17 protein-coding genes are annotated in these 23,678 nt (G+C 33.1%); 10 read left to right on the forward strand and 7 right to left on the reverse strand.

The features are described from left to right. Positions 1-118 precede the first annotated feature (118 nt). The 6 genes from BUB80_RS02985 to BUB80_RS03010 all read right to left on the reverse strand — a co-directional run bounded on the left by BUB80_RS02985 (position 119) and on the right by BUB80_RS03010 (position 9,083). Positions 119-1,975: a M61 family metallopeptidase gene (locus BUB80_RS02985; protein WP_073290806.1), complete on the reverse strand. Its 1,857-nt coding sequence runs from the start codon at positions 1,973-1,975 to the stop codon at positions 119-121. 240 nt (positions 1,976-2,215) lie between these two features. After that, complete coding sequence (locus BUB80_RS02990; protein WP_073290807.1) at positions 2,216-4,075, reverse strand: M61 family metallopeptidase; 1,860 nt, start codon at positions 4,073-4,075, stop codon at positions 2,216-2,218. Positions 4,076-4,282: 207 nt separating this feature from the next. Beyond that, positions 4,283-5,914 carry a M1 family metallopeptidase gene (locus BUB80_RS02995; protein ID WP_073290809.1) on the reverse strand — a complete coding sequence of 544 codons (1,632 nt, stop codon included), beginning with the start codon at positions 5,912-5,914 and terminating at the stop codon, positions 4,283-4,285. A 667-nt stretch (positions 5,915-6,581) separates the two neighbouring features. Then, positions 6,582-7,085, reverse strand: coding sequence for a MepB family protein (locus tag BUB80_RS03000; protein ID WP_073290811.1), 504 nt, complete (start codon positions 7,083-7,085; stop codon positions 6,582-6,584). 92 nt (positions 7,086-7,177) lie between these two features. After that, positions 7,178-8,011, reverse strand: a complete 834-nt coding sequence (gene tatC, locus BUB80_RS03005; RefSeq protein WP_175549562.1) for a twin-arginine translocase subunit TatC — start codon at positions 8,009-8,011, stop codon at positions 7,178-7,180. 112 nt (positions 8,012-8,123) lie between these two features. Further along, positions 8,124-9,083, reverse strand: a complete 960-nt coding sequence (locus BUB80_RS03010; RefSeq protein ID WP_073290812.1) for a KpsF/GutQ family sugar-phosphate isomerase — start codon at positions 9,081-9,083, stop codon at positions 8,124-8,126. A gap of 161 nt (positions 9,084-9,244) precedes the next feature. Here BUB80_RS03010 and recQ point away from each other — a divergent pair, with 161 nt between their 5' ends. The 9 genes from recQ to BUB80_RS03055 all read left to right on the forward strand — a co-directional run bounded on the left by recQ (position 9,245) and on the right by BUB80_RS03055 (position 18,913). Beyond that, positions 9,245-11,449 carry a DNA helicase RecQ gene (gene recQ, locus BUB80_RS03015; RefSeq protein WP_073290814.1) on the forward strand — a complete coding sequence of 735 codons (2,205 nt, stop codon included), beginning with the start codon at positions 9,245-9,247 and terminating at the stop codon, positions 11,447-11,449. 10 nt (positions 11,450-11,459) lie between these two features. Next, the gene (locus BUB80_RS03020; protein WP_073290816.1) at positions 11,460-12,002 is read left to right on the forward strand and encodes a YdbT family protein; all 543 of its coding nucleotides are present in this window, start codon (positions 11,460-11,462) and stop codon (positions 12,000-12,002) included. A 7-nt stretch (positions 12,003-12,009) separates the two neighbouring features. Beyond that, positions 12,010-13,092 carry a glycosyltransferase gene (locus BUB80_RS03025; protein ID WP_073290817.1) on the forward strand — a complete coding sequence of 361 codons (1,083 nt, stop codon included), beginning with the start codon at positions 12,010-12,012 and terminating at the stop codon, positions 13,090-13,092. Positions 13,093-13,101: 9 nt separating this feature from the next. After that, entirely contained in the window at positions 13,102-14,214 is a 1,113-nt protein-coding gene (locus BUB80_RS03030) for a helix-turn-helix domain-containing protein (RefSeq protein ID WP_073290818.1), read from the forward strand. Positions 14,215-14,285: 71 nt separating this feature from the next. After that, positions 14,286-14,957: a DUF2306 domain-containing protein gene (locus BUB80_RS03035; RefSeq protein WP_073290819.1), complete on the forward strand. Its 672-nt coding sequence runs from the start codon at positions 14,286-14,288 to the stop codon at positions 14,955-14,957. A 115-nt stretch (positions 14,958-15,072) separates the two neighbouring features. Further along, positions 15,073-15,423 carry a hypothetical protein gene (locus tag BUB80_RS03040; RefSeq protein ID WP_073290820.1) on the forward strand — a complete coding sequence of 117 codons (351 nt, stop codon included), beginning with the start codon at positions 15,073-15,075 and terminating at the stop codon, positions 15,421-15,423. 121 nt (positions 15,424-15,544) lie between these two features. Continuing rightward, positions 15,545-16,948, forward strand: coding sequence for a dihydrolipoyl dehydrogenase (gene lpdA / locus BUB80_RS03045; protein ID WP_054509254.1), 1,404 nt, complete (start codon positions 15,545-15,547; stop codon positions 16,946-16,948). Positions 16,949-17,160: 212 nt separating this feature from the next. Next, the gene (locus BUB80_RS03050; RefSeq protein WP_083547011.1) at positions 17,161-17,907 is read left to right on the forward strand and encodes a DUF4476 domain-containing protein; all 747 of its coding nucleotides are present in this window, start codon (positions 17,161-17,163) and stop codon (positions 17,905-17,907) included. Between the two features lie 181 nt (positions 17,908-18,088). Next, complete coding sequence (locus BUB80_RS03055; RefSeq protein WP_073290821.1) at positions 18,089-18,913, forward strand: CvfB family protein; 825 nt, start codon at positions 18,089-18,091, stop codon at positions 18,911-18,913. Positions 18,914-18,953: 40 nt separating this feature from the next. Here the strand turns inward: BUB80_RS03055 and BUB80_RS03060 are convergent, their stop codons facing one another. Beyond that, positions 18,954-22,868 carry a DUF7948 domain-containing protein gene (locus tag BUB80_RS03060; RefSeq protein ID WP_073290822.1) on the reverse strand — a complete coding sequence of 1,305 codons (3,915 nt, stop codon included), beginning with the start codon at positions 22,866-22,868 and terminating at the stop codon, positions 18,954-18,956. A gap of 181 nt (positions 22,869-23,049) precedes the next feature. Here BUB80_RS03060 and BUB80_RS03065 point away from each other — a divergent pair, with 181 nt between their 5' ends. Then, a complete protein-coding gene (locus BUB80_RS03065; RefSeq protein ID WP_073290823.1) occupies positions 23,050-23,643 on the forward strand; it encodes a TetR/AcrR family transcriptional regulator in 594 nt (197 codons plus the stop codon). Positions 23,644-23,678: the final 35 nt, after the last annotated feature.

Raw genomic sequence — 23,678 nt, forward strand, 5'->3', positions numbered from 1 at the left:
ATTTAGTTAAGTTGTTAAGAATGTTAAGGTTGAGATTGCTTCGCTTTGCTCGCAATGACTATGAAAACAAAAAAAGCGAGGAAATTTTCCTCGCTTCATTATTTACTATAACTTTTAATTATTTCTTCCCCGTTAACCACTGATCTTGCAGTTTCTTTTCTGCTGCTGTTGGGTTGGCTTTGTATTGAAGCGTTTCCATTGTTAGCTTATCAAGAATAGCTTTTCCTTTAAGGTCGATTTTATCCATTTTATCACCATTTTTTCTAAGAACAGTTACTGTAACGTTTTGCCCGTCTTTAATGGTTTTAGAATAATTGATAAAAGCAGGTACATTTTTAATATCGATGGTTTTTCCGTCTAATGCCAAAACTTCATCTGTAATTTTAAATCCGATGCTTTTTGAGAAAGGAGATAATGCTGAACTTTCATCAAATACAAACGTATTATTTTTCTCGTTGTAACCAGTTTGGTTAGGGTCTTTAATTAACCAGAAAATAGGCGGCGTTTCTTGCTTGCTGATTTCTACACCAACTTGGCTCAGATATTCTGCGTAAGGCGTTGGTTGGCTTCCCGCAATGTATTTGTTATAAAAATCCTTTATTTGAGGATACCCTGTAACCGTTACCAACTCGTCAATTAATTTATCATCTTTGAAAGGTTTATTTTCACCAAATCTCTGAGATAATTTTCTGATCATATCTCGGTAACCCATTTCACCGTTGGATAGTTTTCTCAATTCAATATCAAGACACATTGCCAGCAAAGTTCCTTTTTCATATACATTTCTGTACTGATCTTTATATTGATCTAAAAGAACATTTTTACTCATTACCGTAAACGGCATGGTATCGTCATAGTTCTTAGAATTGGTAATTTTTTCGTTGATTCTTTTTAAGAACTCATTTTTATCAATTAGGCCTTCCTGAATCTGGAATAAATTAGCGAAATATTCTGTTCCACCTTCATACATCCAAAGGTGCTGAGACATTTTAGGGTCAGCATAATCGAAATTGTGAATCTCTTCAGAATGTGTTTTCAAAGGATTTACCGTGTGGAAAAACTCATGAGAAACTACATCGGTAATGGCTTTGTCAATGGCATCTTTCGGCATCATTTCAGGCAATACAACACTTGTCGATTCGTGGTGCTCCAACGCTCCGAAACCTTTGATCTGCGGGCCATCACCTCCTGAAAGATAGAGCAGGATTGCATATTTTTTATTGGTATTCATATCACCCAAAAATTTCTTTTGAGCAACGACCATTTTTTCTAAATTGTCTTTAAAGTCTGCCGCTTTATATTTTCCTGTTGGAGAGTACACTCCCAAAACAAGATCCATTCCGCCTGCATTAAACGTGATGTAATCTGGTTTTGTATACATTAATGGAGAATCGGTTACTTTAGCATAATTAGCCAAAACATAGGTGTCTGTAGATTCAGATTTATCCTGATCCACTAAAGCAGTTGTTCCGTAAAAATCGGTTGGTTTTTGAATCACCAATTGATAAGGCACATCCTGCATATTATCAATATAACCAATGAAACCGTGGGTATTAATCATGTATACTTTTCCTTGCTCAATATCAGTTCCTGACGGAGAGAATACGGCTTTATGCTTTGAAGTATCCATTTCGTCATCAAAACTATCATTCACTAAATAAGTAACTTTCGTTAAGTTCTGAGCGTTTTTAAGAGCATATGTATTGTCGTTCACTTTAGTGAAAGTCAGTTCTTTTCCTTTATTGTCGAAAAATTTGATCCCTTCTATAAATCTCCCATAATCATCCACAGAATAAGTCCCGGGAACTGTTTTAGGGAAGTGGAACTTGATGTCACCAGATTTCATTTTCGGGAACTCCATCGTAACGGCCACTTTATCGTCCTTTACATTCACAAGGTCGATATTGGTTTTAATAGACTGAGCATTGACTAAAACAGTAGCCAAAATACCTAGACTGAGTGCTATTTTTTTCATTGAGTTTAATATTTATAGTTAAATAGTTGTTGTAAAATTCATTTTGTTACGAATGGCTGTATTAAACTTTTCTTAAAGTTTCAAACTAAAACTATTAAAATAAGTCAATAAGTTATAATTTAACCCTTAAGATTGTTATGAAAAGTTAAGAATATTAATTTGAGATGGCTTCATTTTCTATTCATAATGATATTAAAAACAAATAAAGCGAGGAAATAATCCCCACTTCATTATTCATTTTTAATTATTTTTTCCGGTTAGCCATTGATTCTGTAACTTCTTTTCTGCCGGTGTTGGATTGGCTTTGTATTGAAGCGTTTCCATCATAACGTGATCAAGAATTGCTTTTCCTTTAAGCTCCATCTTATCCATTGTATCGCCGTTCTTTCTAAGAATGGTAAGGGTAACATCTTGCCCTTCTTTAATGGTTTTCGTATAATTGGTAAAGGCTTGCCTGTCTTTAATATCAATGGTTTTTCCGTCTAAAGCCAGCACTTGATCTGTAATTTTAAATCCGATACTTTTTGAGAAGGGAGATAATGCCGAGTTTTCATCAAAAATAAACGTATTATTTTTTTCATTGTATCCTGTTTGATTGGGATTTTTAATGAACCAGAAAATGGGTGGAGCTTCCTGTTTGTGTACTTCCACGCCTACTTGGCTCAGATATTCAGCGTAAGGCGTTGGCTTATTTCCTGCAATATATGTATTGTAAAAATCTTTAATTTGAGGATAACCCGTAATCGTTACCAGTTCATCAATTAATTTATCGTCTTTAAAAGGCTTGTTTTCACCGAATCTTTGAGATAATTTTCTGATCATATCTCGGTAACCCATTTCGCCGTTGGATAGTTTTCTTAATTCAATATCAAGACACATCGCCAACAGCGTTCCTTTTTCGTACACATTTCTGTACTGACCTTTATACTGATCCAGAAGAATATTTTTACTCATCACCGTAAACGGCAGGGTATCATCATAGCTCTTTGAATTGGTGATTTTTTCATTGATCCTTTTTAAGAACTCAGTTTTGTCAATTAACCCTTCCTGAATCTGAAATAAATTAGCAAAATATTCCGTCCCGCCTTCATACATCCAAAGATGCTGAGACATTTTAGGATCAGCATAATTGAAATTATGGATTTCTTCAGAATGGGTTTTCAACGGATTTACGGTATGGAAAAATTCGTGAGAAACAATATCCGTAATCGCTTTATCAATAGCCTCTTTCGGCAGCCTTTCGGGCAATACAACACTCGTAGATTCATGGTGTTCCAATGCTCCGAAACCTCTGAGTTGTGGGCCGTCACCTCCTGCAAGATAAAGCATGATTGCATATTTTTTATTGGTATTCATATCACCCAAAAATTTCTTTTGAGCAATCACCATTTTCTCTAAATTGTCTTTAAAATCTGCCGCTTTATATTTTCCTGTTGCTGAATATACTCCCAGAACAAGATCCATTCCGCCAGCATTGAAGGTAATATAATCCGGTTTTGAATACATTAATGGAGAATCCGTCAATTTTGCATAATTGGCCAGAGTATAGGTGTCTGTAGATTCTGAGGTATCCTGATCAATGAGAGCGGTTGTTCCGTAAAAATCTGTAGGTTTTTGAATCACCAATTGATAAGGTACATCCTGCATATTATCAATGTATCCGATGAAGCCGTGCGTATTGATTATATATACTTTTCCCTGTTCAATATCGGTTCCTGCGGGAGAAAGTACAGGAATATGTTTTGAAGTGTCCATTTCCTCGTCAAAACTGTCGTTTACAAAATAGGTAACTTTAGTTAAGTTCTGAGCGTTTTTAAGAGAATACGTATTATCATTAACTTTCAGAAAAGTGAGTTCTTTTCCTTTGTTATCGAAAAATTTGATGCCTTCTATAAATCTGCCGTAATCATCTACAGAATACGTTCCGGGAATGGTTTTAGGAAAATGAAACTTAATATCACCCGATTTCATTTTCGGGAACTCTATTGTTACAGCTACTTTGTCGTCTTTTACATTCACCAGATCAATATTGGTTTTAATAGACTGGGCGCTGACTAATACAGTCATCAAAATGCTTACACTAAGTACTATCTTTTTCATTGAGTTTACATTATAGTTAAGTAGTTGCTATAAAACTCATTTTGTTACGAATAGGGGATTAAACTTTTTTTGAAATTTCTGGTCAAGAATATTAAAATGAGAAAAATCTATTTGATTTCTTAATTAAACTTAACTCCTTACATATCCTTAATGTTTCAATAAATAAAAAGGCAAAACCGATATTTCATGATTTTGCCTTTTTTGTATTTATTGTACTTTCTTATAGTTGATATAATAATTCTTATTGAATTCAATTGGAGTACTTTTTTTCAATTGTACAGTTTGCCAGTTTTCCGTTGGGGTAATGGTTTGTTCGCCATCAATTATAATCGGAAGTTTCAGATTTTTAACCACATCTGTATAGCGGAATTTCAGTTCATTTCCTTTTTGAGAATATTCCAATGTCGGAATCTTTATCGTTCTTAAATATTGATTAAATACACTTGAAAAATCAATGCCTGATTTTGAAGAAATGTAATTTTCAATCTGCTCTGTGGTTACGGTTTGATGATAAAAGTCTTTATTTAAGCCTCTCAGGATTTGTCTGAATTTTTCATCATTGTTAATGATTTGTCGTATGGTATGAATCATACTTGCTCCTTTGGGATACATATCGCCGCTTCCTTCATTTCTTACGCCATATTTCCCGATGATTGGGACGTCATTTGCTATTTTTTTTCTAAGACCTATTGCGTAAATATCGGCAGACTTTTTATCCATATAGTTTTCAACAAAGAGAACTTCAGAATACATGGTAAAACTTTCATGAATCCACATGTCTGCCTGATCTTTTGCGGTAATGCTATTGGCAAACCATTCGTGGCCACTTTCATGAACGATAATATAATCCCATTTTAAACCCACTCCGGTTCCTGAAAAATCTGTTCCCAAGTAACCGTTCATATATTTGTTTCCGTAAGCAACATTACTTTGGTGTTCCATTCCTAAATAAGGCGAATCTACCAATTTATAAGAATCTTCATAAAAAGGATATGGACCAAACCAATATTCAAAGGCTGAAAGCATTGGTTTTACCTGCTGGAATTGTTTTTTTGCTTTATCTAAATTGTATCCCAAGACCCAATAATCGAGATCCAGCGTTCCTTTTTCACCCTTATAAGTATCTTTGAAATTCACATATTTTCCAATATTTGGAATAATAGAGTAGGCGTTGATTGGATTTTTCACCTCCCAAGTATAGGTAGTTTTATCTCCTTCTGTTTTTTGATCAATCAATCTTCCGTTTCCAACCCCTACCAAATCTTTAGGCGTAATGATTTTCATAACCATTCCATTGTCAGGCTCGTCACTCCAGATATCTTTTGTAGGAAGCCATATTGACGCTCCGATTCCTTCATCGGCAACGCTCATCCACGGATTTCCGTTTTCGTCTTTGGTGAAAACCCAACCTCCGTCCCAAGGGGCATTTTTTGCAATTACAGGATTTCCGGAATACGTTACATCAATGGTATATTTTTCTCCTTTTTTAAAACTTTTTTTAGTGGTAATAAAGATGAAATCACCATCTTGCTTATAATTGGAAATTGGGAAGCTTCCTTCTATTTTATCAGCTTTCATCGGCTGTTGAAGGTCAATTTGAAAAATAGGATTGGTAATATCTTTTATAATTTCAAAACTGATTTTGTTGGTTCCTTTAATGCTTTTCTGTTCAAAATTGGGTTCAACGGAAAGCTCATATTTCTTGACATCCCAAAAGTTTCTGAATTTGGTATTGGAGCCTTTTAAAGTGTCTTGTTTTGTAAAATGTTCAGGTCTTTCGAAGAATTGTCCAAAAACAAGTCCTGACGCCAATAAAAGTGTATATGAAAGCTTTTTCATTTGAAATTAAATTAATCTACCCAAAAATAGAAAATTTTAATAATTAAATAGCAATTTAGATTCTTCCTTCGTAAGAAATTAAAGATTTGGTCTAGCCAATAAGATAGAGTCATTGATGAAGTTCGCTTCTTAAGAATCAATTATATTGATTTAATTCTTTGCTCCCTTTAAGAGCCTGTTTAAATTTAATTTTTTGCATCACATTCAAATCTTTATCTAAATCATATTCTTTAAGGATTTTTTTTGATTTAAAAGACAATCTATTGATGACCTGTTTTTCTAACGCAAAGCTTTAGCTTCATTATGTATGTTTTCAGAGAGCAAAGGATAGAATCAACTTAGTTGATTCGTCGAAGCGTATGGATAAGCATACAGCTTCATCAGCGACGAAGTCGCATGACTTTGCTCACTTAGAATAAAGCAAAATTATTAATCAACTTAGCGTTAATCTTTTTAATCAAAAAATAATTTCAAACATCATCTATTGAGTATTGTTGATGAAAATAAACAACTGATAACTAGATGTATAAAAATTATTGAGTAAAATCTAAACAGGCTCTAAATATGTAGAATTAAAAATAAATCTTTGCGTTAAAAAGCTTTCAACTTATAACAGTGCAGATTCCCTCCCAAATGAAAAAGAAGGAGTCTTGTTTTTTAATTCTAATTAAAGAACTTCTTCAACAATGTTTTTCAATTTATTACAATCACTCTCGTTATGATCTGTGATATCGATGAAATATTTCGTTTGCCAACTTTTAGTTTTCTCAGCTTGTTTACTTTCAGGCTCATCCCAATTAGGGTAAACCCGAAAACCTCGTTTCCCTTCTTTTTGATTGTTGGTAAGAATTTGTTTTTCAGCCAATACTTTTTTAGGAAAAATAAAAAATCCGAATTGTGTATCTTTTTCTGTTGCGATAATATAAAAATTAAAATGGTCGGAAGCATTGAACGGTTCTGTTTTTCCTTCAAAATTCCTTCTCCACAACGTTACAAATTGCCCATTTTTGGTTGGGGTAATTTTAGCTTTTCGGAATTTAATTTTTAGATTATTAATGGAAAAGTTGTGTCCAAAATACTCTTCGCATTCTAAATCTGTTTCAATGTTCGATATATTTAGCTGTAATGTTTTAAAAATGGAAGCTTCAATTCGGCTTAATTCTTTGATCATTCGCTTGTTGTTAAAAAAAAAGAGATCAAAGCTTTATTTAAAAACTTTGATCTCTTTCGTTATTTAATTTTAAGTTAAAAGTCTTTCTTTAATTACTTCTGAACAGTTGGAAGATTGCTTTCGCCCTCACGCTTCAGAACTTTTTTTTGAGTGTATGCACACATAAGGATACTGAACTCATATAGTAAAAGTAAAGGTAGAGCTGCCATAATCATACTCAAAACGTCTGCAGGAGTAATGATTGCTGCAACAACCATGATTAAAACTATCGCGTGGCGACGGTATGTTCTCATGAATTTTGGCGTCAGAATCCCAATGGTTGTAAGGAAATAAATAAGGATCGGGAAAAGGAAAATAACGCCCATACCCAAAATGACCTGTAAAAATAATGTTGTGTAATCGCTTAAGTCATACAACGGAACAATAATATCTGAAATTTTGAAGATCACCCCAAAATTAATAGCAAAAGGAAGGATTAAAAAATATCCACATAAAACGCCTGTCATGAAAAGAATCCAAATGGCATTGATGATAAAGATTGAGTTTTTTCTTTCTCTTGGATGCAAAGCCGGACCAATGAAACGCCACAGCTCCCAAACAATATAAGGGAAGGCACCTACAATTCCTCCAAAAATAGAGACAGACATCATCACATTAAACTGCTGATAAAGTCTTTGTACACGTACCGGGAATTCCTTAGGAAGGTGAATACTATCATCTCCCAATAGCATTCTTGAAAAGTGATTGACTACTCTAAATGTCGGGAAATCATTTCTGGTAGGTCCAAAAAAGATATGGTCCATGATCCAGTTGATGTTAAAACCAACAGCGAAAGCGGCAATTATGATCGCAATCATTGATCGTACAAGATGACCTCTTAATTCTCCAATATGCCCAAGAAAGGACATTTCTTTACCTTCACTCACAGAATAATTTTTTAAAGTTCCAAATTTATGAAAAAAGTTTCAGTAAAGTGAGAAGATAGATGTTTAAAATTCAAGGGCTGAAATTTAAAATCTAGAGCTTCAAACTCTCATCTTAATTAATTCCTTCATCCAACAACTTATGCAGATCAATAATGCCGAAATACTTTCCATTTTCTGTTACGATCAGCTGTCCGATATTATTTTCTTTTAATATTTTCATGGCTTCTTTTGCCAATGCATTTCTTTCAATGGTTTTCGGATGGGCAGACATGATATCTTTCGCTAAAACTTTAGAAACATCTTCGCCTTTCATCAGCATTCTTCTTAGATCTCCATCAGTAACAACTCCAATGATTTGATCTTCATTCGTTACCACGGTAATTCCATGTCTTGATGCGCTGATAGAAATAATAACATCTCTTACGGTAGCGTCTTCGGTAACCTGAGGTTTCTGAGAAGATAGAAAATCATCAACTTTTGAAATTAAATTTTTTCCTAAGCTTCCTCCGGGATGAAATTTCGCAAAATCATTTTCTTTAAAATCATTTAATTCCATCAAAGCGATGGCCAAAGCGTCTCCCAATGCCATTTGTAAAGTGGTGGAACTTGTTGGTGCTAATTTATTCGGGCAAGCTTCCATGTCAACATGAGTGTCCAAAATAATTTCTGAAAATTCTGCTAATTTGCTTTTTTTATTGCCTGTCATTCCAATCAAAGAAGAAGAATAATCTTTTAAATAAGGAACAAGGGTTACGATTTCAGGAGAGTTTCCCGAATGAGAAATACATAAAACAACATCCTGTTTTTGAATAACTCCCAAATCTCCATGAATGGCTTCTGAAGCATGAAGAAACTGGGATGGAGTGCCTGTAGAGTTTAATGTGGCTACGATTTTATTTCCAACATGGGCAGATTTTCCGATTCCTACAACGATTAATTTTCCTTTTGCGGAGTGAATAATTTCTACCGCTTTAACAAAATTGTCGTCTATTCTGTTTTTTAATTTTTCAAGTTCTGAAATTTCTATTTCTAACGTGCTTTTTGCGATTGAAATGATATTCGGTCTTTCCATTTTTACTTTTACAATTTTGTATACAAAAATATCCTGATATAAAATTATACTTTAAAAAGAATATTTAATATAAATTTTATTTTTATAAATTCGTTCGCTTTTATTTTCAGCAAAAAATTTATAACTTTGGGATGGATGCAAATTTAGCAATACAAAATTAGATGAGCGCAAAAAAAGCCAATTTATCAGGCGAATTGAAAAAATATTTCGGATTTTCTACCTTTAAAGGTCAACAAGAGGAGATCATAGAAAATCTGTTAGACGGAAAGGATATATTTGTTTTGATGCCGACAGGAGGGGGTAAGTCTTTATGCTACCAACTACCAGCTCTTATTTCCGAAGGTACTGCGATAGTGGTTTCGCCTTTAATAGCATTAATGAAGAATCAAGTGGACGCCGTAAATGGCCTTTCGTCTGACGAAGGGGTTGCGCATGTTCTAAATTCATCACTAAACAAAACACAGACCAAACAGGTTTTTGACGATATTAAAAGTGGCAGAACAAAACTGTTGTACGTAGCTCCGGAATCATTAATCAAGGAAGATTATCTTGAGTTTCTGAAAGATGTGAAAATTTCTTTCGTTGCTATAGACGAGGCACACTGTATTTCGGAATGGGGACATGATTTTAGACCTGAGTACAGGAATTTAAAATCGATTATTGATAAAATTGCCGATGTTCCGGTGATTGCATTAACAGCCACAGCAACTCCAAAAGTTCAGGATGATATCCAGAAAACTTTAGGAATGATAGACGCATTGGTGTTTAAGGAAAGTTTCAATCGTGCCAATTTATATTATGAAGTACGTCCGAAAGTTAATGTAGATAAAGAGATTGTAAAATTTATCAATCAAAGAAAAGGGAAGTCAGGAATTGTTTACTGTTTAAGCCGTAGAAAAGTTGAAGAATTTGCCCAACTTTTACAGGTTAATGGAATCAATGCTTTACCTTATCATGCCGGACTTGACCAAAAGGTAAGGGTTGCCAATCAGGATAAATTCCTGATGGAAGATGCTGATGTGATTGTAGCTACAATTGCATTCGGAATGGGAATTGACAAGCCGGATGTTCGATTTGTGATTCACTATGATTTTCCAAAATCATTGGAAAGTTATTATCAGGAAACAGGTCGTGCAGGTCGTGACGGAGGAGAAGGATATTGCCTTTCATTTTACGACCCGAAAGATATAGAGAAGCTAGAGAAGTTCTTAGCTCAGAAGCCTGTTTCGGAAAGAGAGATTGGGTTACAGCTTTTAAATGAAGTGGTTGGTTACGCCGAAACTTCTATGAGCAGAAGACAGTATATTCTGTATTATTTTGGGGAGATTTTTGATCCGGTAACGGGTGAAGGAGCCAACATGTGTGATAATGCATCAAATCCTCCAAAATTAAAAGATGCCACAGAAGATTTGAAAAAGGTGTTGGAACTCATCAAAATGACAGGCGAAAAATTCAAATCTAAAGATTTGATTTCTGTTATTGTAGGTAAAGAAAGCGCCGTAACAAAATCGTATAAATTAGAACAGACTTCTTATTTCGGTTTCGGAAAAGAGGAAAAAGATAATTACTGGAAAACGATTTTAAGACAGGCCACTGTTCAAAATTTCTTACAGAAGGATATTGAAACCTATGGTGTTTTAAAAATTTCTGAAAAAGGACATTTAGTTTTAAATGGAAAATTAGAACACGCATTCTTGATTGCTGAAGACAGAGAGTTTGATTTATCTCAGACAAAAGCAGAAAGCGATCAGGTTCAAATGCAGGCAAGTGGAACTTTAGACCAAAATTTATTTGGACAATTAAAAGAATTAAGAAAAAAAGTAGCGAAGAAATACGGTATTCCTCCTTACACAGTGTTCATGGATCCAAGTTTGGAAGATATGACAGTACAGTATCCTATAAGATTAGATGAAATATCTAAAATTTATGGAGTTGGTGAAGGAAAGGCTAAGAAATACGGTAAAGAATTCGCAGATTTTATAAAAACTTACGTTGAGGATAATAATATAGAACGTACTCAAGATATGGTCTTGAAACAGGTGGCTAATAAATCCAGCCATAAAGTTTTCATTATCCAAAGTACCGACAAAAAGATTGATCTTGAAGATATTGCAAGAGCCAAGAATTTATCAATGAATGAATTGTTAAAGGAAATGGAAAGTGTTGTCTATCAAGGGACAAAGTTGAATATCGATTATTATATTGAAGATAATTTTGATGAAGATATTGTAGACGGTTTCATGGAATTCATGACCGAGTCTGAAAGCGACAGCATGAAAGTCTTGTTAGACGAGTTTGGAGATGAACTTTCTGATGAAGAAGTAAGAATGTTGAGAATCAAGTTTATCAGTGATGTAGCTAATTAAGTAATTTAAAATGTTTTTAAATCTTAATGAAGTAATTTTAAAAGAAATTCTTCCAAAGAAGAGTTTCTTTTTTAATATGACTGAAAAAATTAGAATTGTTTTTTCCTTTTTCTTTCTTGGGATTTCCATCTTATTTCTTGTAAATATGAATGCTCCTTTTTTCATTTTTGCAATAGTTATGTTTTTTACAGCCCTCTACATAGCTTTTTTTCGATGGGGCTTGAGGTATTTTGATTTAAAAAATAATTATTACTTAATAACAAATCAAAGAATAATTGTAGCTGAAAAATCAAAAAAGGAAATTTTGAAATCTAAAAATTTTGAAGAGATAAAAAGGGTTAATGTAGAAATGAATCATAACTATTTTGGAAATATCATTTTTGGAGTGCCAGAGGATATTTTTGGAAGCAATGATGAAGATTTTTCTTTTTTCACAAGAGGCGGGATGAATTTCAAGGAAGACGAATATGTATTTCTAAGCGTAGAAAATATTAACGAAATTATTCCTGTTTTTGAAAGTTTGGGGTTAAAGGTCAATAAAACTTTTTATTAATTAACAAATGAAAAAAATTTCTGTTATGTTTATTCTGCCGGATTTGGAAACCGGAGGTGCAGAAAGAATTGTTACCACAATAGCAAATCATCTTTCCAGAGATCGGTTTGAACCTAAGATTTTGCTTTTACGTAAGAAAGGCGGATATCTTAATCTTCTTAGGAAAGATGTTGAAATTATTGATATTAATACAGAAAGAATCAGACATTCTTTAAAGCCTATTTTAGGTGAGATTTATAGAAGAAAACCGGATATTGTATTTTCTGGTTTTGGAGAGGTAAATGCTTACTTAGCTTTGTTTATAAAACTTTTTCCGAGAACAAAATTCATTGCCCGAGAAACCAATGTTGTAACGGAGCATGTGACGAGAAAGGAAATAAAGTTTTTCTATAATTTCTATAATAATTACCAGAGAATTATTGCACAAAGTGATGATATGTTGAAGGATTTGACTAAAAATTTCAACATAAAGTCACAGAAAATTATTAAAATAAATAATCCTGTTGATTTCGAATTTATAGACCAAAAACTATTAAATGCTGTAAAGCCTGAAAGTTTTAAATACAATTATAAAAATGTTGTAGCCATTGGAAATTTATCTGCCAGAAAAGGGTTCGACAATTTGCTGAAAGTTTTTTCAAGGCTTAAAAACGAAAATATTTTACTCCATATTTTAGGTGATGGAAACGATAGAGAAATTTTACACCAAATGAAGGATTTCTTAGGATTAAAAAATGTTTTCTTTCATGGAAGACAGGAAAATCCTTATCAGTTCCTAAAGTTTGCAGATTTATTTATTCTTTCCTCAAGGTATGAAGGTTTTCCAAATGTTTTATTGGAAGCCGGAGCTTGCGGAACATATTCTCTTGCCAATAATTGTCCGGGAGGAATTAATGAAATCATTCAACCTCGTATTAATGGTGAAATCTCTGACATTGAAAATCATGAAGATTTTTCACAAAAAGTGATGAGTATTCTTCATGAAACTTATGATAAAGATTCAATTAAAAACTCTATCAGCTCAAGATTTTCAAAAGATATTATTTTAGATAAATACGAAAAGGTCTTGCTAGATTTGATGAAGAAATAAACAAGATATATGCTTATTGAAGGTATTTCTTTTTCGGGAATGGCAGTTTCTCTTTTGTGTATTCTATTGTTGCTTTCCAAAAAATATAAAAAAGAGGCAGATAAGTATTTTATGGTTTGGCTTATCATCTGTATAGCCAATATTGGATATTATGTATTCCCTTCTTTGTTGCCACAATACTTACAGACTGTTGGATTTACATTTCCGATTCTTAGTATATCTGTGCTTTATCTGTATGTAAGCTCCATAGCATTTTCAATACCTTTTCACCGAAAGTATATTCTAAAGCATTCGTTATTTTTTGTAGGATATAATCTTCTTTTTATCTTGACCTCTTGTTTTTGCAAGAAAATTATATTTGTAGATAATATACCTTATTTTGATATTGGTCAGCATGAATTGTTGTTGGATCTACTTACTTTACCCATGGTTTTTATTCCTATGGTGTATATTATACTGTGTTATCTTGCTTTAAGAAAATATCAGAAAATCTTGCCCCAATATTACTCTTCACTTGAGAAAATAAATCTTAATTGGTTAAAATGGATTATTTTATCATTAATCTTTCTTCTTGTCTTTATATTCGGGATCATTTCGCTGGGGCCTAGGTCTTATCAACTCCCGTTTCAAGATCTTTTTAAAATAGTAGGTGCCATTCAAAGTATCTATGTTTTTATTATGGTATTTTTCGGATTGAAGCAAAGTATTATTATTGATCAACCTATTGCAGTTCCAGATTATGATCTTGAAAAAAGTCAAGAAAAAACAGGAACATCCGATGATAGGCTACAGAAGATGTCTGAAGAACTATTAGATTATATGAAAAGTGAGAAGCCTTATCTTGATGAGGAGCTTAGTCTTTCAAAGTTATCTTCATTCCTGGGAGTATCTTCTAATCAGCTTTCACAAATGGTCAATCAAAATTTAAATACCAATTTTTATAAGTTTGTTAATTCCTATCGGATAAATGAAGTAAAGGAAAAATTGAAAGATTCAAAGTATAATCATTATTCAATCTTGGGGATTGCTTTTGAATCTGGCTTTAATTCTAAATCTACCTTTAATAAAATCTTCAAAGAAGAAACAGGGATGACTCCTTCTGAATATAAAAAGTCCAAATAGATAATAGTACGTCCTAATCTATAGATTAAGACGATTGGTTGTATTTATTAGCGCAGTTTTGCCATAAAAAAATGGATACACTATTTCATACTGTAAGTATTATTATTCATGTTTTTTGCGGGATTTTGGCACTTCTTATTGGCTTTACTTTGTTAGTGAAAAAAAAAGGAACATTATTCCATAAAAAAGCAGGTCTTTGGTTTGCTGTTTTAATGGTCTTTATTTTTATTACTGGGGTAGCAGGAGTTATTATTTTTAAAAGAAATATGTTTTTGCTAGTGATTACAGTGTTGGCAGGATACAACACTTATTCAGGAATCCGAATTGTAAGAATAAAGTCTAATGTACGGTACTGGAAAGATATATTTGCGATGATTGCTGCTGTAATCACAACTGTGTATTTTTTATTCTATTTACATTCAATTGGTTTTTATTGGGATCCCGTTATTATTTATTCAACAGTAGGCTATTTATTTTTGGTTATTTTATATGACATATCCCGTTATTTTATCCCAAAATCCCGATATGGGAATCTTTGGATCTATGAACATTCATGTAAAATGATAAGCGCATTGAGCGGTCTTTTGTCTGCTTTTATAGGAACTATTTTACCTCATTACAAGCCCTACAGTCAGATTATGCCATCTCTGTTGATGACGTTGGTAATGATATTTTTCGTTATAAAATTATTTACTATGCATAGGCAAAAGGATCCATCTAAGAATGAGATCTTTCAGAAATAAATAGATCGTTGGTAAAATAGAAGTTCTTATTTTTGATTAAGGAATGTATTACGAGTTTCTATATTTCCTTACCTTTGACGTTATTAATTTTATCTAAAAAATCAATTTTTCATACATGAGAAAAATCCCGAAAATAGGATGTGCCTGCGAAAAACCTACCCAAAGCTATACTGAATATAGAAGTTCTGAAGTAGGTGTAGATCATACTAACGGAAGAAATGCAGAAGTAATGATTCAACAATGTAAACTTTGTCAAAGAATATGGGTTCATTATTTTGTTGAATTTGACCATGATTCTAATTCAGGGAGATGGTATAAAGGAATTGTTTCCAAAAAAGATCTTTCAGAAATTACACCTGAAAATGCTGTAGAACATCTGGAAAACCTTGAGTGGTATGTGTATGGAGGTCCGTTTTTTGAAAATACCATAACATTTGGAGAAGGGAAGGTGAATGTAGATTTATAACATCTTCACTAGATTGAAAATTTCTATTTCAAAATTGATAAATCTCACTTTGGTGCTTGGTAATTAATCTGTAAATTTGTAAGAATTAAAGAGATAATAATAAACAAATTCATAAAATAACATGAGTCAATTTGATGTTACCGTAATCGGTTCTGGTCCTGGTGGTTATGTTGCTGCTATTCGTGCTGCACAATTAGGTTTCACAACAGCAATTATTGAAAAATATCCAACTTTAGGAGGAACGTGTCTTAATGTAGGGTGTATCCCTTCAAAAGCGCTTCTAGACAGCTCTGAACATTTCGAAAATGCTAAACATAATTTTGCAGGTCACGGAATCATTATTAATGAGCCTCAAGCTGACATTGCAAGAATGATCGAGCGTAAAAACGAGGTGATCAAGCAAAACACAGACGGAATCAGCTATCTAATGAACAAAAACAAAATTACTGTTTTTGAAGGTGTTGGAAGCTTCGAATCTGCTACTCAGATCAAAGTAACGAAAAACGACGGTTCTACTGAAACCATCGAATCTAAATATACAATCATTGCAACGGGTTCTAAGCCGTCTTCATTACCTTTTATTACACTAGATAAAGAAAGAGTGATTACTTCTACAGAAGCGTTAAACCTTAAAGAAATCCCTAAGCACTTAGTGGTGATCGGAGGTGGAGTTATCGGTCTTGAGCTAGGTTCTGTGTACCTAAGATTAGGAGCTCAAGTAACAGTTGTTGAATTTATGGACAAGATCATTCCTACAATGGACGGAGCTTTAAGTAAAGAATTAACAAAGGTTCTTAAAAAGCAAGGTATGAAATTCATGCTTTCTACAGCGGTTTCTGCAGTAGAAAGAAACGGAGATACCGTAAAAATCACTGCTAAAGATAAAAAAGGAGCAGAGGTTGTAGTAGAAGGAGATTATTGTTTAGTTTCTGTAGGAAGAAAACCTTTCACAGACGGACTTGGACTTGAAAAAGCAGGTGTTGAGCTTGACGAAAGAGGAAGAGTAAAAACAAATGATCACTTACAGACTAACGTTGCGAACATCTATGCGATTGGTGACGTTATCAAAGGGGCAATGTTGGCTCACAAAGCTGAAGAAGAAGGAGTTTTTGTTGCTGAAACATTGGCTGGACAAAAACCTCACGTTAACTATAACTTAATTCCTGGTGTTGTTTACACTTGGCCTGAAGTTGCCGGAGTTGGTAAAACTGAAGAGCAATTGAAAGAAGAAGGTGTTGCTATTAAAGTAGGATCTTTCCCAATGAGAGCATTAGGAAGAAGCCGTGCAAGTGGTGATGTTGATGGATTAGTAAAAATTATCGCTGACGAAAAAACAGACGAAATTTTAGGAATGCATATCATCGGAGCAAGAGCTGCCGACTTAATTGCAGAAGGTGTAATTGCAATGGAATTCCGTGCTAGTGCTGAAGATATTGCTAGAAGTTCTCACGCCCACCCAACATATGCAGAAGCTATTAAAGAAGCTGCATTGGATGCTACTGGGAAAAGACCAATTCATATGTAATTATAAATGATTAATTTTTAATCATTTAAATATAGAAAGAGAAATCAGTATTGATTTCTCTTTTTTTTGGCACAAAAATGGAGATTGACGTAAGAAATCGATCTATGAAAAATATTTTTATCGGCTTACTATTTTTTGCAGGAATTTATTCATTTGCACAGGAAGCGGGAAAAGCAGGGGAGCTTTTAAGAAATGAAGCCTCTGTATAAGAAATGCAGTCGGCAAAGAGCAAAGGTTTTGATAACAGAAATAATAATTCCAATAATTCGGGATTTAGAAATCAGAATAATCAAAATGACAGAGGACGAAATCCCAATTATCAATGGAATAAAAATTACGGATACGCAGAAGTTTTTCTAAGAATTCCTGAAATGGGATATTTTACAGTGGAACTTGGTGATCAAATGATTTCAAATGGTTCAGGGAAATATCGTTTTTTCGATTTACAGTCGGGTAGAGTTCCAATCTCGATTTATGATAATGGATTTTTAATTTACCGAACAACTTTACAACTTAGAAATAATAACAGATTAGTTCTGGATTTTTTCACGGATAATGGCTTGTATTTATTAGATACTTATCCTGTAAAAAGTGATTCTTATGGTTTCAATGACTGGAATGATGTTTGGAACAACCCTTACGGAAATCAATCAGGAAATTGGAATAATTCAGGGAATGTGATGGATAATAATACCTTTAGTCAGTTTTTTTCCATTTTTAAGAATGAGCCATTTGATGACAGTAAAATTGCAATGATTAACCAGCAGATGCGTAATTCCCAATTTACATCAGAACAAATCAGAGATCTTGTAAAGTCTATCAGTTTTGATAAGAACAAACTGATGCTAGCCAAATCGATGTACAAAAAATGTGTTGATAAAAATAGATATTTTCTGGTGAGCGATGCGTTTGATTATGAAAGTAGTAAGCGCGAGTTGAGGGAATTTATAGCTCAATAAGATAAAAGAGAGAAGTGGGTTGCTTCTCTTTTTTTTGTTTGGTAAAGTAGATTCAGTTGTAATTTAAAAAATAAGACTGTTTTAATTATAATGTTAGTCCTTTGAAGCTAAAACTCTCAAAGACACTCATCCAAAAACTAGCAATTATTTTCCGTACCTTTGTCGCTTAATTTTATCATTAATGCAATTAGGGAAAACTCAAACTTTAAAAATTTCAGAAAAAACAAGTTCTGGATTAATATTAACGGACGAATCTGGTGAAAAAGCTTTTTTACCTAAAATTTTTGTTCATGAAGAAAAAGAAATCGATGAAGAAATTGAAGTTTTCGTATATCAGGATGATAATAAATTAAAAGCGACTACCGAAACTCCATTGGCAGAAGTAGGAGAGTTTGCAGTAATGGGCTGCGTACAAAGTCTACCAAGTGGTGCGTTTATGGATTGGGGAATCATTAAAGATCTTTTCATTCCTTATAAACAGCAGAAGTCTAAAATTATCGAAGGAAAAAGATATTTGGTTCATTTGTATATTGATGAAAGATTAGATTTAATCACTGGAACTACAACATTCAAAAGAAATCCTCAGTATCAAGATTTACCTTTCCAAAAAGGAGATAAAGTGGATTTGATTTTAATGAACGAAAGTGAATTGGGATGGAATGTGGTAGTCAACAAAAAATATATAGGACTTATTTATACTTCTGATGTTTTCAAAAAACTATATCCTTTATCTGAAGAAACGGGTTACATCAAAGCAATCCGTGAAGATGGAAAGATTGATGTTTCTTTACAGCCTGAAGGTTTTGAAAATATCGACGAGTTTAAACAAAAGATCCTGGATAAATTAAATGACAATTACGGTTTACTTTATCTTTCTGATAAATCTACTCCGGAAGAGATCCAAGATGAACTTCAAATGAGTAAAAAGAACTTTAAAAAGGCCCTTGGCGGACTGTATAAAGATAAGATTGTTGAGATCCTGGATGATAAGATCAAATTAGTATAAAACAAAACGGAGCAGAATTTTCTGCTCCGTTTTGTTATGCTTACTCTCTGTTTTTAATGAGCAACCAGCCGGTATAAATTCTTCCGTCAGAAACTTTTATGGTGTACCAATAGTTTCCTGTAGCTAGCGGAGTTTCGTTCAGTTTTCCGTCCCATTCAAACGCTTTTTTGATCGTTATTTCATTAAACACCAAAAATCCTCTTCTGTCGTAAACATTTACTTCTGTTTTAGGGTAATTTTCAAGACCTGCTATTTTCCATTTGTCATTTTTTCCATCTCCGTTTGGACTAATTGCATTGGGAATATTGAAAATAGAAAAATTCTTTTCGCCAATAATACACCCTGCTTTAGTTCTTACATACGCCGTATATTCTCCCATATTTAAATTATTAAATACATTAGAATCCTGCCAAGTAAAATTATCTAAAGAATACTCATAATTTCCCGTTGCAGATAAAACTACGGTAGCAGTGTTATTGCTAATATTCACAGAGACAATTTCCGCAAGAACGGAATAACTGACCTGAACATTATCTGTATTTTCACATCCAAAGTTGTTGGTTACTTTTACAGAATATTTTCCGGGAGTAGAAACAATAATGGTTTGGGTAGTTGCCCCTGTATTCCATAGATAAGAGGTGAAACCACTTCCTGCATCTAATGTTATTGTTTTGCCTTTACAGAATTCTATAGTTTCAGGGAGGTTAATTTTTGGTTTAGGGTTTAAAGTTATATTTAATCTTATAATATTAAAGCATCCATCAGGTGTTGAGACCTTCACATAAATGATAGTAGTTCCTATATTTAAAGTATAGTTTGATGGGTTTGCGATGATATTTCCTGTATTATCTGTGTAAGTGAAAATATAGTTATTAGGATTATTAATGATGTTGTTCTCGTAAGAATGAAGATTAACAATCATTGTATTGGCGATGGTTGTGTTACATAATGTATCTGAAAAGTCAATAGCAGGAACATTATTCGTGGAAAGCGTAACAGCAATAGCTAATTTCTCAGATTCACAAGCATTTAAAGTTTGAGTAACAAAATAAGTTTGCCCATGAACAAGTGGGGTAGTATTAGGTAAAATAGTTCCCGTAGCACTATAAAACGTCAGAGAAGTTCCTGTTATTACTAAATTAGATAACGTAGGATTTGCAGAAGCACAAAAATCTTGAGTAGCATTTGCTATTGGTCTTGGAGTATTATTTACCGTAATCTGAATAGCAATTTTACCACTTTCACAACCATTTATTGTTTGTGAAGCATAATACGTTTGTCCATTTACCAATGGAGTTGTTATTGGTAAAATCGTGTTAGCTGCATCATACCACTTGATGTTTTGTCCTGTAATTTGGATATCTGAAATTTTGGGTTGGTTAGTAGCGCAGAATGTTTGAGTTGTATTTGCTGTTGTAGGAAGAGCAGGGGCTGCGATAATCACATTTTGGTTTTGTGTTGCAGTATTCCCGTTTCCATCATTATAATTCCAGTGAATCACATAAGTTCCGGGAAGTGAATACGAGAGAGGGTCTGTTGTAGTAGCAGTAATAAGTCCTGCACAATTGTCATTGGCTGTTGGGAAAGTAGAAATAACGGTATGGCAATCTCCTGTAATATCTGTAAGAGTTGGAATATTTGGAACTGGTGCTACGGTGTCGCCAACTATAACATTTACTGTAAAGCTTCCGTCGCACGCTCCAGATCCTGAAACCTGGCAAGTATAAGTTCCTGCATTAGTAGCTATAGCATTTGGGATTGTAGGGTTTTGTATATTTGAAGTAAATCCGTTGGGTCCTGTCCAATTATAAGTTGTTCCACCTGTTGCGTTTAATTGAATTGTTGAATTGATGCAGACAGGAGAGTTTGAGGTGACCATTCCAGATGATGTACAATCTTGGAATTTAACTATAAAAATATCGTTTGAGGGATGTCCTCCTTGTTGTTGAAAAGTTCCGGGAGTAGCAATTCCTGTTGTATTGTTACTTGACATTCCTGTGAAATAAATATAGCCTTCATTGTCTTTTGTAGTATAGCCTAATTGTGTACCCCCATTTCCTCCATAAAATGTTCCCCATTCTTTAATATTGTTAGAATTATATTTTACTAAGAAAGATTTTATATAGGGTCCTGTTGTAGTCATGTATGCATTAGGAGTTGCAAGGCCAGTTTGATTTAGATAAGACAAGCCTCCATAAAATATATTCCCTGTAGTATCTATATAGGCAGACAATTGCATTTCGTAAATAAATGGAAGGTATGTTTTATCTATTACATTTGTATTTAAATTTACTTTCCAAACGCCAGGCTTTCTAATAGCACCTCCTGTTGGATTAAATGTCATAAATTCGCCTGCAAGTACTAAAGTATTATTAATAATTCTAGCTTCTCTTATAGTTTCCTGTCCCGCTTCACCAAAATAGCTAGATCTTAATAATGTTCCTGCTTTTGAAAATTTTAAATATAAGCCATCTGAAACACCAGCGTGAGTACCTTGAAAAGGATTGATCATTGGTATTGTAGTGGACTGGCTTGCTCCTATAACTTCTAAATTATCAGTGGATGAAAATATATTATAAATTGAAGTGGAGCCTGAAGTGCCTCCAAAAAAGGTTGCCCATTGTACATTACCAGAATTATCCAAATCTATTAAAAAGCCATCAAAATATCCAGCACCACTCGGTTTTGAAGGATAAGCTGCATTTAGGATTGGAAAGTTTGTACTCATTGTCTCTCCTCCTATATAAATATGATTTTGATTATAAGAAACAGTAAAACATTCGTCAATATTTGTACCTCCAAAATCTTTAAAGAAAATTAAATTTCCGTTAGAATTAAGTTTTACCAATAATGCATCTCTGGTTAGTGTTTTTTCGGAACTTCCTCCTAAATAGATATTATAGTTTTCATCAAAATCTACATCATTAAAAAAATCATTCTTAGGACTTCCATAATAAGTACTCCAGAGTCTTTGTCCATCTTTTGTAAGTTTCATAACAAAAGCGTCCATTTGACCTATTAAATTTTGTTGATGTGCTCCAGTGGTGGCAATATTAGAAGAGCTTGTTGTTCCTCCATACAAATAAGGTTTGTTTTGATTGTCAGTTTTTATTTTTCCATATTCTTCTCCATAACCTCCTGCATAACTTCCCCAAATTCTTGTAGGTACAGGATCGATGACAATAATTTTATTTGAAGAATCTACAGGCGAATTAAATCCAAAAGTCTGATCTCCTAAATCTTTGAATGAAACATTAATATTTTCTTTTCTTATTCCTTCGATCCAGCTGTTAGGAATGTTTTCATGAATTTCTCCAAAACGGACATTCATAGCAAGTTTACCATCCCTTATAGAAGCAGCAGCACCATTAAACTTCATTTTTATATCCGAAACTCTCCCTCCTTGGTTAATGATGAAGTTGTATTCAATTGGTTTTAAAGTATCCTTTGGCTTAAAAAAGACTAAGTCAATGTTGGGATAAATATTTTTATATAAAACTTTTTGAAAGCGATGAACGTTTGTTATTCCTTTAGGTTTATTTGGAATATTATAATAGTTATCAAAATCAGGAGACTTTCCTTCTACTATGATTTTCGAATTTTTATTTGAGTTTAATAATTCAATATCAATTCTGTGGAACGATTTTTCATAAATAAATTCATCCAAATGATAATCATTTCCATTTGGAATTTTATTCTTGTTATTTTTTGAAGAATTGGGATTAGGGCTTTTCTTAGTTTCGTAAATATCATAAGAAAAACCATTAGAGCGAAGTTGAACATTCAAGCCTGCAGAATGGTATAAATACTTCACATCAATATTATTCTTTCCATCCTGATCAACAATTTGTCCTTTATTTTCATAGAAATTGAACTCATTGTTTTGGGAAGATTTATTTTGAGAAAATAAAAGAGCATAGATAAAGAGTGTGAAAAAAAGTAAAATTTTTCGCATGGGTTATTAATTTTCGGCAAATATATAAAAACCCTTTATCTAAAAGAGTTTTAAATATTAAATCTCTAACTGTCTTCTATAAAACCTGATGCAAATCATAATATTTCCATTAATAATTTTGTTTAACAATTTTGTCAAAACAGATGATTGATTTATATTTGCACAAAATTGTTTAACAATAATGTCAAAACAAGCGAAAAAAGACCAAACACAGGAACTGATAAAAGACACCGCAAAGAATTTATTCTTTGTGAAAGGGAAGTTTGACGCTACAACGCAAGAAATTGCTGATGCAGCAGGAGTCAACAGAACGCTGATCAACTATTATTTCCGATCAAGGGATAATTTGATTCAGATTATTTTTGATGAAGCTCAGAAAGTAGAGCAGGAAAAATCTAAGATCATTCAGAATTTAGATTTACCATTCAAAGAAAAAATGAGCCAGTTTATTGAGCATAGCTTATCTACAAGCCTTCAATATCCTTATCTGGAAACATATATCGTTTCGCAGATCAATAAGGGAAACTGCCATAAAAAAGATATTGAGGAAGATGAACTGAAAAAATTGTACAAAGATCTAAAGAAGGAAATGGCATTGGGAAATATTGAGGAAATGGAACCTATCCAATTTGTCTTAAATATGATCTCATTATTGGTTTTTCCAAGTGCTATCAGACCATTATTGATGGAAAATCTTATGATAAGTGATGAAAAATTTGATAAGATTATTGCAGCAAGAAAGGAGATCATTTTAAATATGTTGTTTAAAAACTAAATAAGGTTAAAGTATTTTCAAAAATGAATCGTCCT

Source organism: Chryseobacterium polytrichastri (assembly GCF_900142445.1).
GTDB classification, from domain to species: domain Bacteria; phylum Bacteroidota; class Bacteroidia; order Flavobacteriales; family Weeksellaceae; genus Chryseobacterium; species Chryseobacterium polytrichastri.

What these genes read in the sequence shown, in the direction of transcription:
- BUB80_RS02985 (WP_073290806.1), bottom strand. Translation starts at nt 1,975, where the DNA reads ATGAAAAAAATAGCACTCAGTCTAGGTATTTTGGCTACTGTTTTAGTC.
- BUB80_RS02990 (WP_073290807.1), bottom strand. Translation starts at nt 4,075, where the DNA reads ATGAAAAAGATAGTACTTAGTGTAAGCATTTTGATGACTGTATTAGTC.
- BUB80_RS02995 (WP_073290809.1), bottom strand. Translation starts at nt 5,914, where the DNA reads ATGAAAAAGCTTTCATATACACTTTTATTGGCGTCAGGACTTGTTTTT.
- BUB80_RS03000 (WP_073290811.1), bottom strand. Translation starts at nt 7,085, where the DNA reads ATGATCAAAGAATTAAGCCGAATTGAAGCTTCCATTTTTAAAACATTA.
- BUB80_RS03010 (WP_073290812.1), bottom strand. Translation starts at nt 9,083, where the DNA reads ATGGAAAGACCGAATATCATTTCAATCGCAAAAAGCACGTTAGAAATA.
- recQ (WP_073290814.1), top strand. Translation starts at nt 9,245, where the DNA reads ATGAGCGCAAAAAAAGCCAATTTATCAGGCGAATTGAAAAAATATTTC.
- BUB80_RS03020 (WP_073290816.1), top strand. Translation starts at nt 11,460, where the DNA reads ATGTTTTTAAATCTTAATGAAGTAATTTTAAAAGAAATTCTTCCAAAG.
- BUB80_RS03025 (WP_073290817.1), top strand. Translation starts at nt 12,010, where the DNA reads ATGAAAAAAATTTCTGTTATGTTTATTCTGCCGGATTTGGAAACCGGA.
- BUB80_RS03030 (WP_073290818.1), top strand. Translation starts at nt 13,102, where the DNA reads ATGCTTATTGAAGGTATTTCTTTTTCGGGAATGGCAGTTTCTCTTTTG.
- BUB80_RS03035 (WP_073290819.1), top strand. Translation starts at nt 14,286, where the DNA reads ATGGATACACTATTTCATACTGTAAGTATTATTATTCATGTTTTTTGC.
- BUB80_RS03040 (WP_073290820.1), top strand. Translation starts at nt 15,073, where the DNA reads ATGAGAAAAATCCCGAAAATAGGATGTGCCTGCGAAAAACCTACCCAA.
- lpdA (WP_054509254.1), top strand. Translation starts at nt 15,545, where the DNA reads ATGAGTCAATTTGATGTTACCGTAATCGGTTCTGGTCCTGGTGGTTAT.
- BUB80_RS03050 (WP_083547011.1), top strand. Translation starts at nt 17,161, where the DNA reads ATGCAGTCGGCAAAGAGCAAAGGTTTTGATAACAGAAATAATAATTCC.
- BUB80_RS03055 (WP_073290821.1), top strand. Translation starts at nt 18,089, where the DNA reads ATGCAATTAGGGAAAACTCAAACTTTAAAAATTTCAGAAAAAACAAGT.
- BUB80_RS03060 (WP_073290822.1), bottom strand. Translation starts at nt 22,868, where the DNA reads ATGCGAAAAATTTTACTTTTTTTCACACTCTTTATCTATGCTCTTTTA.
- BUB80_RS03065 (WP_073290823.1), top strand. Translation starts at nt 23,050, where the DNA reads ATGTCAAAACAAGCGAAAAAAGACCAAACACAGGAACTGATAAAAGAC.